The following is a 17,965-nucleotide window of genomic DNA, read 5'->3' as shown; positions in this document are numbered from 1 at the left end:
GAGAAAGCTTAAGATGTTATTTTTTTCACAATTTCTGCCAATTGCTTTGTTTCATTCAGGCGTGAAAACTTTTGGTAGGGAGCATTTTCCAGGCTGATGTCAAGGTCAGGATTATTTTTCCATTGGCGGGTAAGATCAAAGAAATAGCGGTAAAGTTCATCTTCCTGGTTTCGTCCGAAGGTTTTACCGGCCTGGCATTCCTCTATAATTTTGGCACTTTCTCCGTGCGGTGGCCCAATATTGAAAATGGGTTTCTGCGCGCGAAGGTATTCGTAAATTTTACCGGGCAAATTTCCCACATCAGCTTTGAACTTTGGAATAATGAGCAACAATGCCGTGGAGGCCATCATCAGTTCCACAGCTTCTGCATGGGAAACGTATCCCGTATATTCTACATTAGCTTCTAATCCTAGCCTTTTTAGGTGAGACTTGATACCCGGAGAAAGATCGCCTACAAACCTGAGCGTATAGGCCACATCAGGATTTTCCTCCACCATTCTTTTTAGCACGTTCCAGAAAATATCCGGTTCGTATGAATCCGCAAGCGTTCCTGTGTAGGTGATAATAAATCTGTCTTTGGGTGGCCGGGAAGGCATGTTGAAATCCGATTCATCATAGCCGTTATGAATAATCGTAAATTTTTCATCTGAAATTCCCGGAGCTTTTGCCATAAACTGTTCTTTGAGCAAGTCACTAATGGTGACCACGGCATCCGATTCTTCCATTACCGATCTTTCATACGCAGCATCTTTTCTTTTGGCAAAAGGCAAATGGCGCAGCTCAGGGTACCAATATATTTCAGTCCAGGCATCGGCCAGGTCTGCTATCCACGGCAAACCGGTTTTCCTTTTTACGGCTCTGGCAATGAGTTGAGTGCTATGCGGAGGGCTGGAAGTGAGGATTGCATCTACTTTATGCTTTGCCGCAATTTCCAGGGCTTTGGGTATCGCAAATTGGTTCCAGCCTCTGCGGGCATCCGGCACATAAAGATTCCCCCGGATAAAGCGTGAAAATTTCTGAAGTCGCGTAGGGTTGCTTTCATTTGCAAACCCTGCGGTAGGCACCTTTCCTTTACCTGCAAATCGCTTGTATACGCCATAAGGTTCCAGCGTAGAAGTGCGGTAAACGGGAAGCCAGTCCGGTACTTCCTTCATCATGCTTTCATCACGAAGCGGATAATTCGCCTGGTCAGCGTCCACCGTGAGCACCACGGTTTCAATTCCCATTTCCGGTAACAAGGTTGCCCATTTCAGGCATCGCTGTACGCCAGAACCTCCTGCCGGAGGCCAATAATAATTTAGGATAAGTAGCTTCAGCGGTTTAGCCATTCTCAGAATATATAACATTTAGCGAAACTTCCCGGTAATCAATGCAAAACGCAGGTATGACGGGAAAAATCTGGTTTCTCATATCGGCTTGTAAATGTGAACGAGCGTTAATGTTATGGCCGCACAAAAGTAATGATCGTTGAGGCTTATTGCCGTCAGCCCGATCTTTTTGAAATAGTTGAAACTCCCCTTTCTGTGGTGCAAATAGCATTGGATATTATGCTTACCCGGCAACTTTCATTTTGGGATGCGTTAATTGTTGCTGCGGCAGACAGGGCTAACTGTTCTGTACTAATTACTGAAGATTCAAATCATGGTCAGCAAATTCTTGGAATGAAGGTGCAGAATCCATTTGCTTGACTGGGATGTCTTTAGTTCCTCTCCCTCAATATCCGGTTTCACGATTTCCGCATGGTAAATTAGTCGAACTCTCCAAACCAAACCTTCAGCGCCTCGACCAAAACATCGTTCAGTGGCCTTCGTGTAGCATTGAGGCAAAGGGCAAAACTGATTTCTTCGTCAGGGAAATGGGCGGCCATGGACTCAAAGGCGCCTATGGAGCCGGCATGACCGTAACAAGAGCGGTGGTTAAACGGGTAGCGGAAAATACCCATTCCAAAACCATCTTCCAGGGAGATCATTTTTGATATCATTTCCTGCGGGAAGAATTCCTCATTGAATATCGCTGCAAAGAAGACGTTCACCTCTGCTGGCGTAGAAACTATCGCTCCGGCTCCCATGAGTGTTGACAGATCTCCTTCCGGGTGCTTTTGCCAGCCTCTTCGCCAATAATACGACTGAGCCTCATGGCTGGGCTGTCCCGCATTCCGGCCCACATAAGTATACCGGAGCTGCAATGGCTTTACAATTCTTGCCTGAAAGGTTTCAGTAAAAGAGGTGCCGTCAATTTCTTCTGCAATCAGGCTCAATACCACATAATTGGCATTGTTATATTCTGCACGGCTGCCCGGTTTAAAGTCAATCGGAGCCTGCTCAAAGATTTCCAGGATCTCTTCCCTTGTCTGTGGATTCACCAGGCTGTATTTCTCTGAGCGGTCTTCTCCGAAATTATGAATGCCGCTACGATGTCGCAGCAGTTGCTCAATAGTTATCTGCTCTGCCTGCGGCCATTTGGGAAAGAACCTGAACAATGGCTCCTGTAGCGAGAGTTTTCCTTCATGCACCATTTGCAGGATGATAACAGCGGTAAAGGTTTTGGAGATTGAACCCACCTGGTAGCGAGTTGTGCTATCCGCTTTTATCTCCGGATTAAGGCTGGCGTACCCAAACGCCCGCTGATATACAACCTTACCCTTTTCCGCAATGCTGAAGCTGCCCATAGCCTGGTTCTTTGTCTCCAGCCGGTCGAACAGTTCATCCAAATGTTTATTCTTTAAATCCTGGGCGTTACAGAAAAAGGGTATGGCAATTAAAGCCAAGAGCAATAGCATTTTCATAAACTGTACTTCAGAGTAGTGGCAAAGACATTCGGATGAAACGGAAACCGGTAGCGAAAATTTTTCCTTGAAATTGAATATCCGGGTTTTTGTTTTAAAGATGCCGTATCTCAACACATGCTTCTACAACGAATTATGCATTTACTTATCTGGCTTTTGCTCTCATACAGGCAAAAGCATAGTTGCCTTATTTTAATTTAGTTAGCGAATTTTGCGTCAGGCAAGAATCCTATCCTATAAAATTAATTTTGAATGGCTCATTGCACATTGTGTTTATCGCAGGATCTGAAGAAAGAGGTCAGAGGAAAAGATAGCAGGAAGTATTGGTTTTGCGACCGTTGTTTTCTGATTCATGCAGATGAGAAGTATTTTCTTCCGGCAGCCGAGGAGAAGAAGCGATACCTGGAGCATAACAATGGAATAGAGCAGGCAGGGTATGTGAATTTTCTGAACCGGGCGGTGAATCCGGCTCTGCCATACTTAAACCCTGAGATGCGAGGTCTGGATTTCGGTTGTGGCCCGGCACCCACAATATCGAGGCTTCTCGAAAAGCATGACATTATATGTGACCATTATGATCCGCTCTTTTATCCTGCACTGGATGCCGATGCCTCCTACAATTTTATTTTTGCTACAGAGTGTTTTGAACATTTTTTTTATCCATCAAACGAAATGAAAAGGCTGCAATTATTATTGAATAAAAACGGATATTTAATTGTGATGACGGAAATCTGGGAAAGCTTTGACCTTTTTAAGAATTGGTATTATACCCGTGACCGGGCTCATGTTTCTTTTTTTCACAAGAAAACGATGACATTTTTAGAATCTAATTTTAATTGGAATTTAATTTATAATACTGATAACCGGGTTTTTATTTTTCAAAAGAAATAATGAATATTAATCGAAGAGGTACTGTTCTTCTTAATTTAATTTTTCGCATATATTTATTTTTTATTAAATATTAATAATCATTTTTTAAAAACTTAAATAGGATGGACAGCCGGGTGTCCATTGAACGTTCCTGCGCTTTACGCCTCATTCGCTGTGCATTTTCCCTAATTTTGGCCGGTTCAATAAAAGAAAGAATTCATGCTTGAGAAGGAGCTGCTGCTGAAAGCTTACCGCCTGATGTGTACAGAACGTGCCATGTTTGCGATCTATGACGCCAACCGGCAGATCACGCACTATGTACATGCCACCGCCCGCGGCCATGAGGCCATACAGATTGCTGCCGGACTGCAACTGAAACCGCACGACTATGGCGGATTTTATTATCGTGACGATGCGTTTTTACTGGCGATGGGTTTTACGCCCTACGAACTTATGCTGCAACTGCTGGCCAAGCGTGACGATCCATTTTCTGGCGGCCGCAGCTACTATGCGCATCCTTCCAGCAACGATCCGCGATTTCCTACCATCCCGCACCAAAGCAGTGCTACGGGAATGCAGGCCATTCCTACAACAGGCATGGCGCACGGCCTCAAATACCTCGAAGGTCGCAACCTCCTGAAAGCTGGAGAAAAGCCTGTAGTGCTTTGCTCCCTCGGTGATGGCTGCATTACGGAAGGTGAAGTTTCCGAGGCGTTTCAGCAGGCGGTATTGAACGACCTGCCGGTGCTCTATCTGGTGCAGGATAATGAATGGGGAATTTCCGTAACGAGCGATGAAATGGCAGCGATGGATGCCTATGAATTTGCCGCTGGTTTTAAAGGAATGCACCGGATGAAGGTGGATGGAACCGAATTCAGCGAAAGTTATGAGGCGATGTTTAAGGCAATAAACTATGTTCGCAACGAACGCAAACCGTTGCTGCTGCACGCCACCTGTCCGCTTCTGGGCCACCACACGTCAGGCGTCCGAATGGAGTTTTACCGTGATAATGCCGACCTCGACCTGCACCGGCAGCGCGATCCCATCCCCAGGATGGAGGCGTATCTGAAAAATAAACATGAGATTACAGATGACGACTTGGCGGAAATTAATGAAGAGGCAATCAAGCTGGTGGCCCGCGATTTTGAGCGCGCCAAAGCTGAGCCCGATCCGGAACCTGAATCGCTCATGCATCATGTGTATGCGCCAACTTCTATAACCGAAGAAAAGGGCGAGCGCTCCCCGGCAGGTGCTGAAAAAACCATAATGGTAGATGCGGCCCTTCATGCCATTGACGAACTGATGCGCGATGATGAAAGGTGCATTCTGTACGGCCAGGATGTAGGCAAGCGCCTCGGTGGCGTTTTTCGCGAAGCGGCAACCCTGGGCCAGAAATACGGGGATGACCGCGTATTCAACACGCCAATCCAGGAAGCATACATTATTGGCTCTACAGGAGGAATGGCAGCCGTGGGCATCAAGCCGATTGTAGAGGTGCAGTTTTGCGATTACATATTTACAGGACTGAACCAACTCATCACAGAGATGAGCAAATCCTGTTACCTGACGATGGGCAAGTTCCCGGTAGGTTCCATCATCCGGGTGCCGATCGGTGCGTATGGTGGCGGAGGCCCTTACCACTCCGGCTGTCATGAATCGGTGATCACCCCTGTGAAGGGAATTAAAATAGCCTATCCCTCCAATGCAGCCGATATGAAGGGATTACTGAAAGCGGCTTATCACGATCCGAACCCTGTGGTAATGCTGGAACACAAAGGCCTTTACTGGAGCAAAGTGCCCGGCACCGAAGCCGCAAAATCGCCTGAGCCTGATGAGGACTACATCATTCCTTTTGGCAAAGCCCGCATTTTTCAGGAAGCAGGGCAGCAGCGGATTGACAATGGCGAAAGCATCGTGATCGTAACATACGGGATGGGCGTACATTGGGCGCTGAATGCCTCTAAGAATTATCCCGGACAGATAGAGATCCTTGACTTGCGCACGCTCGTGCCATGTGACGATGAAGCGGTGTACGAGGCTGTCAGGCGCCACAACAAATGCCTGGTGCTTACCGAAGAAACGCTGAACAATTCCTTTGCCCAGGCGCTTGCCTGCCGCATTCAGGAAAACTGCTTTACAGAACTGGATGCTCCCGTCATGACAATGGGCGCTATAGACCTCCCGGCCGTTCCGCTGAATGTGGCCATGGAAAAACTGATGTTGCCTAGCGCTGAAAAAGTGGCAAAGAAAATTGAGGAACTCCTGGGCTGGTAGATTGAGCAGATGTCCGCTGCAGCATTCACAAAATCCCATTGTTTTAGCAGCCAGTACTTGGTAATGTTAGTTTTACTTACTTTTGGCAGGTTGGCCGGTGAGGAGGTGGCGAAACCGAAAAGCACTTACAAGTAGGAAATTAAATACAAAGTAAAATACAAAATAAAATGAAAAATAAAAATCAATTAATCGCGATGCTTACCATGTTATGCATTGTCTTATTTACAAGTTGCAAAAAAGAAGAAGATGATACACCCACACCTGCAGTTTCCGGGGTATTCCTAAACCTTACTTTTAATACAAAGAATGCCTACTTCTCAACAGATGGAAGTATGTCGGCACCAGTTGATTCGGGTAAAGCAAAGACAATGACAGATAAAATTGATATTACCTTTATATTTAATTATGACTATGTCGAAGCTGGATTCTTTGACCCCATTGCACGGTCTCAGGTTTGGTATTGGGATGATTATTATAATCCCTGGTTAAGTACAGCCGTGGAAACAAGATATTACTCAACTACACTTACAAAAGCAGACTTCGATGCAGCACAGGCAGATAAAGGCAAGATTGCAACTTATTTTTCTGATACGAGTACTGTATTAGCGCCCCATGAAATTTTCCCTGAAGGAAGTTGCATAGGAGGAAGACAGACGCATAGTCCCGAATCGGTAATACTTTCCCGTGGACAAGTATTTGGATTTAAAAATACTTCTTCCGGGAAACGTGGACTTCTCTATATCAGAACGGATCAATATACGGGTTGGCCAGCACCATTTTCAAGTACTGACACAAAGGTGGATATAATAAGAGAAAATTAATTTATCAAAAACCTATTCAAAATAATTGTTCCTCAGCTATTAAAAAAAAAGGGGTTGCCGCTAAAAAGCCACAACCCCTTTCAGTTAAAAATAAATTAAATGCTACCGGTTAATTGTCACTTTCTTCATTACCGTTTGACTACCGGCCTGAATCCGTACGAAATAGATTCCACTCCGTTCGGTGCTGAGGTCAATGCTATAATCCTTAGAAGCAATTGTAGCATCTTCCACAACCTGTAGTTCCTGGCCGAGCGTATTCAGGATGCTGATGCGGACGTGCTCCTCATTTGCCAGCCCCAGCCGCAGGTTAAACCTTCCGCTGTTAGGGTTGGGAAATAGCTCAACGCTGTTACTGAGGTTTTCGGAATCAATACCGGTAGTGGGCTCGGTTACTTTCACTAGTCTAAAGATCTCTTCAGACAAATTGCCGGACATATCCTCTGCCTGGTAGGTGATGAAATAATCGCCCTCGAGCTGAGTGTTCACAAAGTTGCCTCCAATAATTATCTCCGGATTCGGATCAAAATTATCGGTGGCCTCTGCTTCAGGATCATTCCAAACTTCCCAGCGCTCCAGGTAAATTACCGGATCACCTATTAGCCTAATGGCAGGCGCTGTTTCGTCTACTACGCATATTGTCCGGGAAATGCTGTCGCTATTGCCGGAAGCATCCGTAACAAAATACCATAGGGTAAAGCAGCCGCGATCGTCAGCCGTTCCAGTCCAGTCGCCACCGGTGGTAACGGTGTAATCTTCATTACAGCCATCATCAATGGTAAGGCCTGGGTCATCAAGCGAAGTATACACTTCGATGGTGAGCGTGTCCTCTCCAATTAGTGCCACTGCCGGAGGCGTTTCATCCACTACCACTACGGTTCTGGAAATACATGCAGGACCATTGCCCGCATCGTCTGTTGCGCAATAATCAAGGATGTACGTGCCGGGGATAATGGTATCCACTTCTCCGGTTGCAATGATGTTGACACTGGCATCGTAATTATCAGAAGCCGTTGCCCCCGAATCGTTATAGGGCAAACAAAGTTCGATGGTGTCAATCGCAGGTCCGTTAAGCGTAACAACCGGAGCTGTCCGGTCCATCACCACAACCGTCCTTGTTTCCACGGCCGTATTGCCCTGCGCATCAGAAACGGTGTAGGTGAGTTGGTAACTTCCTGTAACGGCTGTATCTACAGATCCGGTGACCACCACATCAGATGTAATGTTTCCGTCCAGATTATCTGACGCAGAATATCCGGGTTCTGTATAGGTAGTGTGAACCTCAATCGTATCAGGATTTTGTCCGGAAAGTGTCAGCACGGGCTTCACGGTATCTTCCGTAATAATGACCACCCGGATTACTTCTATGGCAGCATTACCAGAGGCATCGGTAGCATTATAGGTTACGTAAAATGTATCTACCTGGCATGTATTGATGGTCGAATTATCAATATTCACGCTGCTGCTGATGATGCCATCTACATTGTCAGTCACCACGGCTGAATCTTCGTTGTAAGGATCGCATTGCGCTAAGCGAACGGTATCGGCACCAATGAGATCAATGACCGGAGGCGTTATGTCCGGGCTGATGATAATGCGGTAATCCTCAAACTCGCCAAACTGGTGCGGACCACAGGGCCTGGTGGTTTGGTTGCCAAAACCTGCTCCTACCCGCATCCTTGTAGCGCCTGTAAGTGCGCTTGCAGGAACAGTGAACGAATCCGTGAAACTCAGGGTTTTCGCTCCTGTTTCCAAGGCGATGGATTCGGTTACCTCATCAAAGTCGCCATCCTGGTTGAAGTCAATCCAGGCTTCGCGCGACATTGAGTTGTTGTTGGTGGCGCGTTCCAGCGTAATGCCATACCTGCCGCCTTTCTCAAGCGTGGTGGAATGCGTAGCCGTGTAGTCAGTATAATTGCTGGCTCCGGCCAGGGTAGAATTGTTGATCGTGCCCAGGCTCACGCGGCTGATCCCTACATCTGCATTCAGATTGGAGACAGCCGGAGTGCAGTAGTTCACTACCTCAATATAATTGGTTTTGGTCAAAGAATCAGAGGCGCTGGCGTTGCTTACCATTAGTTTCACAGTGTACTGGCCGGGAGCATTAAAGGAAATCTCCGGATGCACTGAATGCTCATCCGTTCCATTTTCAAAATCAAAAGTGGAAGGTGTGATCGTCCAGGTCCAGTCGCTGACGCAGTAAGAGCTTGTATCCGTCAGTTGCACTATTTCGCCAACGTTGGGACGCAGAATATCGGCAGCAAATCGTGGCCCGGGAGCGCGGTTAGGAATAACTACCACCACTCTGTTAACCATAGAATCGGAACCTCCGCAATTGGTGACTCTCATCCTTACATTATAAATGCCGGTGGAGGAGAAGCTGTAAGTAAGATTGCGGGCACTGCTTTCCGGGATACCGTCATTATTTACATCCCATGAATAAGTCAGGTTCTGGCCTGTGCTCAGGTTTTCAAATGAGGTGGGAATTCCCACACAGGTTGTATCTGTAGCTGTAAAGTCAGCAACAGGCGGAGTGAAGTTGCCGGGTATGGTAGACCATTCAGCGGCAAAACCTGCATCAATAGTGGCTGTGCTGTTATCGGTTTCAAATTCGATGTACATTTTACCGCTGTTGGCAACCAGGCTGTCCACTACGCTGGCATTGGTAATCTGGCCCGTCATCCCGTTGGGAGATGAACCTGTGTTCCAGAGGGGAATACCGGTTGCATCTTCGCCATCATATACGCGCAAATAATCCCCTCCTGCAAGGTCAAATTCGTTGAGCTGCAATATGACAGCGCTGGCGCACGGTTCAATTAAAAACGCACAGAGGTTTATACCATTGTGGCCCGCTCCATAATCAATATTAGGCCCTCCGTCATCATAAAGATTACCGGACGGCACTTCTGTAGAAAATGGAAAAACACACATATTCTGGCTGCCTTTCACCACGATATAGTCCTGGTTGCAAATGGTATCAGAACCGGAAGCATTGGTCGCGACCAGGCAGATGCTGTAAATGCCGGGATCATTAAACGCAATGCCGGGGTTTTGAGAAAACTCGGTACCTGAAATCCAGAAATATGCGGAAGTAGGTGCCCGCACGATCCATTCCCAGGAACTGGGGCCATAGAGGGAAAGATCTGTGAGTTGCACTGTTTCAAATATTTCTACAAGGTTTTTGTCACCTATAAAGCTGGCCTCTGGCTTCCGGGTAGGATTATGCACCGTAATGGTTTGCGAAGAACTGTCAAGCCCCCAGCAGCTCCGCGTCACCAGTTTCAGATCATACTGGCCTGCAGCGGTAAAAGTATGGCGCAGGTCGAACTGACTGGAAACGTGGCTGCCGTCTACATACCAATTATGGCTGCCGTAGTTAAATTTGATTTGCTCAGCGTAAGTGTTCAGGAAGGTTGTCGGGCTGTTGGTATAAATAGTATCAGGCACTGAGAAGTCCACAAGCGGTGAAATTCCGGTAGCAAAAGAGCAGGAATCAATTACGCGGAAACTATCCATTGCGGTTCCCGGATAACCGCTAACCGAGCCATCCGAACTGAAATGAAAGCGGAAGCGGACATAGGGTTCTCCTGTGAGATCTCTGAGTGATAACCTGTATTCCTGCCATCCACTACTGTTGCCGCTCCACTTGGGGGGAGCGAGGTTGCCAAAAGCGCTGGTGTTATTATAGAAACCGGGTGCTGTCGCGCCAATTTTATTCCAGGACACGTTATCAGTCGAAGCCTGGATTTCCAATCCATCCCAGTTTGTTTCCGTATCAAAATTGAGGAAAAAAGCAAGAAATGGAATTCTCATTTCGCTGAAATCAAAACATGGAGAAATGAGATAAGCTTCGTCATTGTTTTGATAATCGCCATCCAGGTCAGTCATCCATGCCTGCGTGCCACTGGCCGCAGAGGTTATGCCCGCTGCAGGCGATCCCCATTCCCACCTGTCTGTGCCGCTGGTGGTCCAGCCACCTCTGCCTGATTCAAATCCCTCCGTGTATGGAAAAGTATTGACAAACGGGATTTTTGTTACCTGAACATTTATAGTATCATTAGCGGGTACAAGGTCAGGGCGGTATTCCGTCCACAGTACGATGTCATACTCTCCGGCTGTGCTGAGATCTTCAGAATTACTGAAAGTGAAATTCCGGGTTGAACCACTGGACAGAGCTGATGTCAGAAACATAGTATCCCGTTCCACGCTGCCACCATTGATGGTATAACCGAACGGAATCGTGTCTCCCGAAGCCATATTATTCAGTCCGGTGTTTCTGACGGTAACTTCCAGATTTTCATTTGTTCCCAGGTTACAACCGCTGGCCGGGCCGAGGAAAGCAGTAATCCTTACGTCATCGTTCACAAAGCGCTGAAATCGAATTTGCGGCCGGTTCTGATGGGTTCCGGATGTATTGGTACTTGCACATACCCCGGAAAGATCTGCATGGTATTCAATGCTTGCATTGTAGCTGTAGGTATCCCACGCGGTTAAAGCATTATTAGTAAAACTACCGTTGTTAAAACATACTTCTATAAGGATGTTATCAGAACCATTCCAGGAGAAAGGAGAACTAAACTCGTGCATGTTCCAGCCCAGTTCTTCCGTGTAGGAGCTCGCGTTAAAAACGGTGGTCCAGCCCGAAGTGGTCCAACTGGTAAGCGCTGTTTGCGTGGTATGCTGAATTCGGATGGTAAAATTCTGCAAGGCCGTACCCTCTACACCCACTACGTTAAATCCAAGCGCATCAAGATCACCTGATGTAGCACCGGCAGAGGTCATTTCTGCCTCCCGGATAAGAAACTGATGTTTCGCTCCCCACCAGTAGTTTCCATAAGGAGCCGGGTAGCTGGTTCCTGTATTTGACCCTGCACTGCCGGTACCTAATGTGAATTCAATTTGAGCATTTAATTCCGAACAAAAACCACTAACTATTAAAATGAAAATTAATTTTCTGAGCCAAGATGACAAGTGACGGCTTTTGGCCAAACTTCTTGTCGTTCTCTCCTGACGCCTGTCATAGAGAAAATCAAGTAAAAAAGGACGTGTCATAGGTATTAAGTATTTAAAAAATGAAAAATGAACAAACAAATTACGGCTTGCGAAAGAAGGAACTGTATTCAACATTCCAGCTTTTTGCAAAGAAAGTAAACAGTAATAACATCTTCAACTTCTGAGCGGAACAACTTGTTTTCCCGCAAACCGGGCCGTTAAAAAAAGCAAGGCAAAAGCAATTAAATAACTCAACCACCAGGGGATGTGAATAAACACTGATACAAGGTGGCCTGTTGCCATCACCGTCAAAGCAACGGTTACGGCATAGGGCAATTGGGTTTGCACATGGCTTATGTGCGAACAGGAGGTAGAAAGGGAACTTAAAATGGTGGTATCAGAAATCGGAGAGCAATGATCTCCAAATACTGACCCTGCTAAAATAACGGATGTGATTTCATAAAACAATTCCATGGTCTGGTCTTCTGAAAAACCGGCTTCCCGGCTAAGCTGATAACTCACAGGAAGAAGCAACGGATATAAGATCGCCATAGTTCCCCAACTGGAGCCGGTTGAAAAAGAAACGATCGCGGATATTAAAAACACAATAAAAGGCAACAGTAGTGGATTCACATTTCCGCTGAATGCACTCGCGATAAACTGAGCCGTATTCAGCTCCCAGGTGAGTGCGGCAAGCACCCAGGCCAGTATCAGGATCATGATGGCCATGAACATGGATTTTATTCCTTCGGTAATTACTTCCACTGTTTTTTGAAGTGAAATAACCCGCCTTGCTAAAGTAATGACAATTGCCAGCAGCAGGCTCAGGAACGAAGCCCAAAGCAATGCCTGGTAAGCATCTGCTTCGCCCAGGGTCAGCGCGATTTTGGTGAGAAACCCTAAACCCGGATCACTCCATACTGATTCGCTATACCCGGTATACAACAAAGCACCAAAGGCAACAGCAACCAGCGAAAAAACCGGCAGGAATGCATTGAGCCATGCTGCACGCATTTCGGGCCTGCCTTCATCTGCCGGTGATTGCAGCTGCCCTGTGGCATCCAGCTTTTCATCTTTTCCTGTTCTTGCTTTTCTTTCCGCCTTAAGCATTGGCCCAAAGTCCCGGCCCATCAGGATGAGCATTAACATAAAAAACAGCGCACAAACGGGGTAAAATGCGTATTTCAATGAATTGAGGAAAATAGAGTAGGGGCTTTCCTGCAGGTTCAGGGCATCCGCCACTTCCTTTATGTATCCCAGTTCAGCCCCAATCCAGGTGGTGATAAATGCGATGGCCGCGACAGGAGCAGCCGTGCTGTCAACGATGTATGCAAGCTTTTCACGGCTAACCTTATAGCGGTCAGTCAGCGGCCGCATCGTATTTCCTACGATCAGTGTATTGGCATAATCATCAAAAAAGATGAGGATGCCCAGGAACCAGGTCACCAACTGGCTCCTGCGGGATGAATTGGCATAGCGCGTCAGAAGTTTCACAATCCCGGTCATTCCCCCGTTTGCGGAAACGAGACTCACCATGCCCCCGATTAATAATGAAAATACAATCACCGATAAATGTCCGGGATCAGAAATAGCATTAATCAAATAGGTATCGGCAAAACGCAGCAGGGATAACATAAGGCCACTGAAATCGAACCCATTTAGAATTAATAATCCGGAGAGAACGCCCAGGAAAAGTGCAGTAATCACCTCCCGGAAAATAAGCGCCAAGAGAATGGCGATGAGTGGTGGCAATATGCTCAGCCAGAAGGGAAGCGAAGTCACCTGCAATTCAACCGAATGGCCTTCACGGTCCTGTATTGTAATCGTACGGCTTTCGGCAACGGTTACAGAAAAGTTTCCTTTTCCATTCACTACGGCAACAGCCGTTTCCGTTCCGTTGACCTGAAAATGCAGTGTATCAGAAATCGCTTCTGCAACAGCTCCATCAGCATTTAGGAGGACTATGGAGCCCTCCACGTTTGCTTTGCCCACGATGCGGGTTGGCAACTCTGCAGAAAAGCTGTGGTATGGAGCGGAAAATATTGTTGCCGGGAGTATTGCAAGCAGAAAGGTGAGCAGCGCAGCCCTGAGCAGATTCTCTAATTTTGTCGTCATATAAAATGGATACCCCGCGTGAACCTGTTTTTTGATCCCAATGTGGCGACTAATGTAAATCAATTTCTGCTGAATGCAGATGAAACGCACCATGCCCTGAAAGTGCTCCGGCTCCGTTCTGGCGATGAAATATACATTACCAACGGCAAAGGCAGCATTTTTAAAGGCCTGTTGATGGCAGTTGCCGGCAAGGAAGCGCAAATCGGAAACCTGCGGTTGGAGCAGCAGCAGGAGCGGCATTACAATATCCATTTGGCGCTCTCACCTGTCAAAAACCTGAGCCGGGTAGAATGGCTTCTGGAGAAAGCCACAGAAATTGGCGTATCGGAGATCAGCTTTGTGAATTGCCAGCGCACCCAGCGCAGCCGATTACGGCCCGATCGTTTGCACAAAATAGTGGTGGAGGCCATGAAGCAATCCATGAATGCTTTTCTTCCCGCAATTAATGAAATTATGCCTCTGGAAAATTATCTGGAAAGGGAACATCCTGAGCAATGTTTCATCGCCCACTGCGAAACGGGTACGGAGCAGCATCTTGCCAGGCAATATAAAAAAGGAAAAGATGTCACCCTACTGATTGGCCCAGAAGGAGATTTTACCCCTGATGAGGTGGCCCTGGCCTGTGCAAAAGGTTTCGCAGAAGTGAGCCTGGGAGACACCCGCCTGCGCACGGAAACAGCAGCGTTCATGGCCGTAGCCGCGGTCCATGTGCTGAACCGGCAAATGTAGGGTGGCAAAATTTTGCGTCCCTACATTTGCCATACACAAACATTGATATTCACATGAACGCGATCAGCCTTACTAAAAATAAAAATAGTGCTCCGAGATGGCCGGAGATTAATTTTCCTGAAATGCAGGACACCATCGAAACGCTCCATCAATGGATTCAAATTGTTGGAAAGATCCGGCTGAGGACGATGCCCTGGCAAAATCACTCCTGGCATTGCACGCTCTACATTACATCTACCGGATTTTCCACACATGGCATTCCTTACCGGGGACTGGTTTTTCAAATTGACTTTGATTTTAAACAGCATAAAATCTTTATGCACTGTTCTGACACTGACGTGGCAGAAATGGATTTACGACCCATGACGGTTGCTCAATTCTATCATGAATTGTTTGATAAATTGAGGAGCATCGGCATTGATGTAGAAATTCATCCGAGTCCAAACGAAGTGGATCCGGCAATTCCATTTGCTGATAATACCGTTAACAAGTCATACGATCCGGAAGCATCTTCTTCTATTTGGCAGGCCATGCTTAGGGCGAATGGAGTTTTTCATAAGTTCAGAAGTGAATTTATTGGCAAGGCCAGTCCCGTTCATTTGTTTTGGGGAGCGTTTGACCTTGCTGTTACCCGGTTTTCAGGTAATGCGGCTCCGTTGCATCCGGGTGGAGTACCCAACATGTCATTGGAAGTAATGCAGGAAGCCTATTCACAGGAAGTGAGCAGCGCGGGTTTCTGGCTTGGGAGCAAAGCTTTTCCTATTCCCGTCTTTTACGCATACGCTTATCCGGCAGCTCCTGAGTTTGGCGCCCAAAAGGTTTTACCAAAGGAGGCATTCTACGATGCTCAGATGGGAGAATATTTTTTAAAATATGAGGATGTGCGAAAAGCAGAAAACCCAGGACAGACATTGCATGATTTTCTGCAAACCACTTACGAAGCTGTTGCAAACACCGCAAAGTGGAACCGGAAAAAGATAGAGAAATGAATGTTAAGTGAACAGAAGTAATCCTGTTTCAAAATCGCCTTTGGGTATGCCATTCCCATAAAAATCATCCTGCCGGAAGGGATTTCTTTGATGATCCGGGTTTAGCGTTTTTCAAACGGAACGCATTAATTTCGTTTAGGGAAATACGGAACAGAAACCGCTCTGTGAAAATGACGACTTTGCGGCAATATACAGGGAGGGTAACGGACGACACAGCAAAGGCTAATGATAATCAAAACAGAAATTTTAAATATCATAACTACAATGGGACGAACAAAAGTTAAGATTGGTGCTACCATTTCAGCAGACACCAGCAAGGTGTGGGATTATTGGACAAAACCCGGACACATTACTCAGTGGAACTTTGCGAATGATGACTGGCAATGCCCCAGGGCTGAAAATGATCTGAAAGTGGGCGGAAAATATTTTGCAAGAATGGAGGCCAAAGACGGAAGTTTCGGATTTGATCTTGAAGCGGTTTATGACGAGGTGATTGACCAGAAGAAAATTACCTACACCATGTCGGACGGGAGGCAGGCAACTACCGATTTTGAAAACCTTGGTGGAGCCACTAAAGTTACCACCACTTTTGACGCTGAAACTGAAAATGACGTAGAAATGCAGCGATCAGGATGGCAGGCGATATTGGATAACTTTAAGAAGTACACGGAAACCAGTGGGAGCGCTGATTGAAATATTTGCTCATTACATCATTGTAACGGAAATTATTTTACTTGCAAATTTGATGGGATACGATACAAACTTTTGAAATTTAAGGAAATATTAAATAATGCTGAACACAGGCCCTGGCCGCTTCCCTCCGGAAAATGGATGTATTACCAGGAATGGAATGATGTGGTTTTTCTTCATTGGCGGGTTGATCATGAGGAATTACGAAAGTTAGTACCGAAGGACTTGCAGATTGAGAAATACAACGGAGAATCCTGGGTTTCATTGGTTGCGTTTACTATGGAGAAAGTCAGGCTGCGAAACTTACCTTCGTTTCCGTCTGTTTCAAATTTTCACGAAATCAACTTCAGGACATACGTTAAATTCAAGGGCAAACAAGGAGTTTATTTTCTTAGCATGGAATGTGGATCCAAAATTTCCTGCCTGGTAGCTAAAGTACTTTCTGGCCTGCCTTACAGGTACTCAAGAATCATTCGAAATAAAGGTCTTTGCAGTTCCGTAAATGTTAAGAGTAAAGACAAACTATATTTAAAATATGAAGTAGGAAATCAATTGACCCACAAATCCGGGATTGATAAATGGCTGACCGAACGGTATGCCTTATTTCAAGACAAGGATAAAGCGATCAATGAATTTAACATTCACCATGTTGAATGGCCGTTGAATAAAATTAAGGTCAGCGATTTGAGATTAGATTATCCAAAATTTAACGGTTTATTAAACCACTCGCCTGAAATCACGCATTATTCGCCAGGCGTTAAGGTAATTGCCTGGGACAAGGAACGGAATAAAAAATTGGGTTCGGCAGTATTTTCGGAGAACGTATAAGCGCGACTCTCATTTAAGGCGTTCCAGTCCACCTTTTCGCTTTATGAGATTTTTATAATCCCATTGAATATTTCTTGCTTTTTCAAGCCAGCGTTTCAGGTTTTCGCGATTGATTTCGGCAGCATCGGTATAGCGAATGGAGGCGTCCTTAAATTTTCCGGTACCGGGCTTCAGTTCTTCTTCATCAAAACTGGCTCCACTCCAGAACATTAAACGAATACAACCTTTTAACTTGCTATACCCTGCAATGGGATTTCCGTCCAAAAACCAAACAGGATGCGCATGCCAGATCTTGTTCTCTGCCTCCGGAAGACCACGGTTAATTTCTTCAGCTAAAAGGTTGCTGATCTCCTTATCTTCTTTTGATTGCAAATCGTTATAAGCTTGAATTTCTTTGTTCATAATTTTATTTAGTGTTTTTTTAATGAAACGGCAACGGTCAAATTTCGTTGTTTTCTGCCCGGTGGCCGCGAGGGGTTGAAACATTATCGCTACGGAGCAGGATGTTATTGCTACGTAGGGTAGGGTTTCAACCCTACTCAGTCTTCCGGCACCGGAGCAGGGGGGAATAGCCAAAAATCCGCGATGGGTTGAAACGCCATAGCTACTTAGCCGGAAATATATTGCTACGTAACCTTACCCGGTCAATGTGCTAAACAAGATCGGTAAATAATATTGTAGGTTTGGATTACTTGTGCCCGCGATGGGTTGAAACGCCATCGCTACGTAGCCGGAAATATATTGTTATATAACCCTACCCGGTCAATGTGCTAAACAAGATCGGTAAATAATATTGTAGGTTTGGATCACTTGTGCCCGTGATGGGTTGAAACGCCATCGCTACGTAGCCGGAAATATATTGCTACATAACCCTA

The 17,965-nt window shown here is 46.1% G+C and carries 13 protein-coding genes; 8 read left to right on the top strand and 5 right to left on the bottom strand.

From position 1 onward, the window contains the following. Positions 1–8 precede the first annotated feature (8 nt). Positions 9–1,328: a glycosyltransferase family 4 protein gene (locus WD077_05330; protein ID MEX0966637.1), complete on the bottom strand. Its 1,320-nt coding sequence runs from the start codon at positions 1,326–1,328 to the stop codon at positions 9–11. 132 nt (positions 1,329–1,460) lie between these two features. On the opposite strand from WD077_05330, the gene WD077_05325 reads away from it, so the two are divergent. Further along, the gene (locus WD077_05325; protein MEX0966636.1) at positions 1,461–1,688 is read left to right on the top strand and encodes a PIN domain-containing protein; all 228 of its coding nucleotides are present in this window, start codon (positions 1,461–1,463) and stop codon (positions 1,686–1,688) included. Positions 1,689–1,747: 59 nt separating this feature from the next. Here WD077_05325 and WD077_05320 read toward each other — a convergent pair whose 3' ends face one another. Beyond that, on the bottom strand, positions 1,748–2,785 hold the full coding sequence (locus WD077_05320; GenBank protein ID MEX0966635.1) for a serine hydrolase domain-containing protein: 1,038 nt from the start codon (positions 2,783–2,785) through the stop codon (positions 1,748–1,750). Positions 2,786–3,037: 252 nt separating this feature from the next. On the opposite strand from WD077_05320, the gene WD077_05315 reads away from it, so the two are divergent. From WD077_05315 to WD077_05305, 3 genes are all read left to right on the top strand, one after another. After that, the gene (locus tag WD077_05315; GenBank protein MEX0966634.1) at positions 3,038–3,676 is read left to right on the top strand and encodes a class I SAM-dependent methyltransferase; all 639 of its coding nucleotides are present in this window, start codon (positions 3,038–3,040) and stop codon (positions 3,674–3,676) included. Positions 3,677–3,874: 198 nt separating this feature from the next. After that, complete coding sequence (locus WD077_05310; GenBank protein MEX0966633.1) at positions 3,875–5,929, top strand: thiamine pyrophosphate-dependent enzyme; 2,055 nt, start codon at positions 3,875–3,877, stop codon at positions 5,927–5,929. Between the two features lie 167 nt (positions 5,930–6,096). Then, complete coding sequence (locus WD077_05305) at positions 6,097–6,750, top strand: hypothetical protein (protein MEX0966632.1); 654 nt, start codon at positions 6,097–6,099, stop codon at positions 6,748–6,750. Positions 6,751–6,852: 102 nt separating this feature from the next. Here WD077_05305 and WD077_05300 read toward each other — a convergent pair whose 3' ends face one another. Next, positions 6,853–11,799: an immunoglobulin-like domain-containing protein gene (locus tag WD077_05300; protein MEX0966631.1), complete on the bottom strand. Its 4,947-nt coding sequence runs from the start codon at positions 11,797–11,799 to the stop codon at positions 6,853–6,855. Positions 11,800–11,913: 114 nt separating this feature from the next. Continuing rightward, positions 11,914–13,854, bottom strand: a complete 1,941-nt coding sequence (locus tag WD077_05295) for a Na+/H+ antiporter NhaC family protein (protein MEX0966630.1) — start codon at positions 13,852–13,854, stop codon at positions 11,914–11,916. A gap of 18 nt (positions 13,855–13,872) precedes the next feature. Between WD077_05295 and WD077_05290 the strand changes: the two genes are divergently transcribed. The 4 genes from WD077_05290 to WD077_05275 all read left to right on the top strand — a co-directional run bounded on the left by WD077_05290 (position 13,873) and on the right by WD077_05275 (position 17,090). After that, positions 13,873–14,583: a 16S rRNA (uracil(1498)-N(3))-methyltransferase gene (locus WD077_05290; protein MEX0966629.1), complete on the top strand. Its 711-nt coding sequence runs from the start codon at positions 13,873–13,875 to the stop codon at positions 14,581–14,583. Positions 14,584–14,636: 53 nt separating this feature from the next. Further along, positions 14,637–15,572 (top strand): DUF5996 family protein, encoded by a 936-nt coding sequence (locus WD077_05285; protein ID MEX0966628.1) that lies wholly within the window; start codon positions 14,637–14,639, stop codon positions 15,570–15,572. A 264-nt stretch (positions 15,573–15,836) separates the two neighbouring features. Continuing rightward, on the top strand, positions 15,837–16,265 hold the full coding sequence (locus WD077_05280) for an SRPBCC family protein (GenBank protein MEX0966627.1): 429 nt from the start codon (positions 15,837–15,839) through the stop codon (positions 16,263–16,265). Positions 16,266–16,337: 72 nt separating this feature from the next. Further along, positions 16,338–17,090, top strand: coding sequence for a DUF2071 domain-containing protein (locus WD077_05275; protein ID MEX0966626.1), 753 nt, complete (start codon positions 16,338–16,340; stop codon positions 17,088–17,090). 9 nt (positions 17,091–17,099) lie between these two features. Here WD077_05275 and WD077_05270 read toward each other — a convergent pair whose 3' ends face one another. Continuing rightward, positions 17,100–17,492, bottom strand: a complete 393-nt coding sequence (locus tag WD077_05270; GenBank protein MEX0966625.1) for a DUF1801 domain-containing protein — start codon at positions 17,490–17,492, stop codon at positions 17,100–17,102. Positions 17,493–17,965 lie beyond the last annotated feature (473 nt).

Source organism: Bacteroidia bacterium, assembly GCA_040880525.1.
In the GTDB taxonomy this organism is placed as follows: Bacteria; Bacteroidota; Bacteroidia; order CAILMK01; family JBBDIG01; genus JBBDIG01.
Note: the sequence above shows the minus strand (reverse complement) of the source record. Positions and strands in the feature narration are given on the sequence as shown.

Excerpts from the sequence above, each read along its gene's own strand:
- WD077_05310 (MEX0966633.1), top strand. The coding sequence starts at position 3,875 with ATGCTTGAGAAGGAGCTGCTGCTGAAAGCTTACCGCCTGATGTGTACA.
- WD077_05325 (MEX0966636.1), top strand. The coding sequence starts at position 1,461 with ATGATCGTTGAGGCTTATTGCCGTCAGCCCGATCTTTTTGAAATAGTT.
- WD077_05330 (MEX0966637.1), bottom strand. The coding sequence starts at position 1,328 with ATGGCTAAACCGCTGAAGCTACTTATCCTAAATTATTATTGGCCTCCG.
- WD077_05285 (MEX0966628.1), top strand. The coding sequence starts at position 14,637 with ATGAACGCGATCAGCCTTACTAAAAATAAAAATAGTGCTCCGAGATGG.
- WD077_05305 (MEX0966632.1), top strand. The coding sequence starts at position 6,097 with ATGAAAAATAAAAATCAATTAATCGCGATGCTTACCATGTTATGCATT.
- WD077_05270 (MEX0966625.1), bottom strand. The coding sequence starts at position 17,492 with ATGAACAAAGAAATTCAAGCTTATAACGATTTGCAATCAAAAGAAGAT.
- WD077_05280 (MEX0966627.1), top strand. The coding sequence starts at position 15,837 with ATGGGACGAACAAAAGTTAAGATTGGTGCTACCATTTCAGCAGACACC.
- WD077_05315 (MEX0966634.1), top strand. The coding sequence starts at position 3,038 with ATGGCTCATTGCACATTGTGTTTATCGCAGGATCTGAAGAAAGAGGTC.
- WD077_05320 (MEX0966635.1), bottom strand. The coding sequence starts at position 2,785 with ATGAAAATGCTATTGCTCTTGGCTTTAATTGCCATACCCTTTTTCTGT.
- WD077_05295 (MEX0966630.1), bottom strand. The coding sequence starts at position 13,854 with ATGACGACAAAATTAGAGAATCTGCTCAGGGCTGCGCTGCTCACCTTT.
- WD077_05300 (MEX0966631.1), bottom strand. The coding sequence starts at position 11,799 with ATGACACGTCCTTTTTTACTTGATTTTCTCTATGACAGGCGTCAGGAG.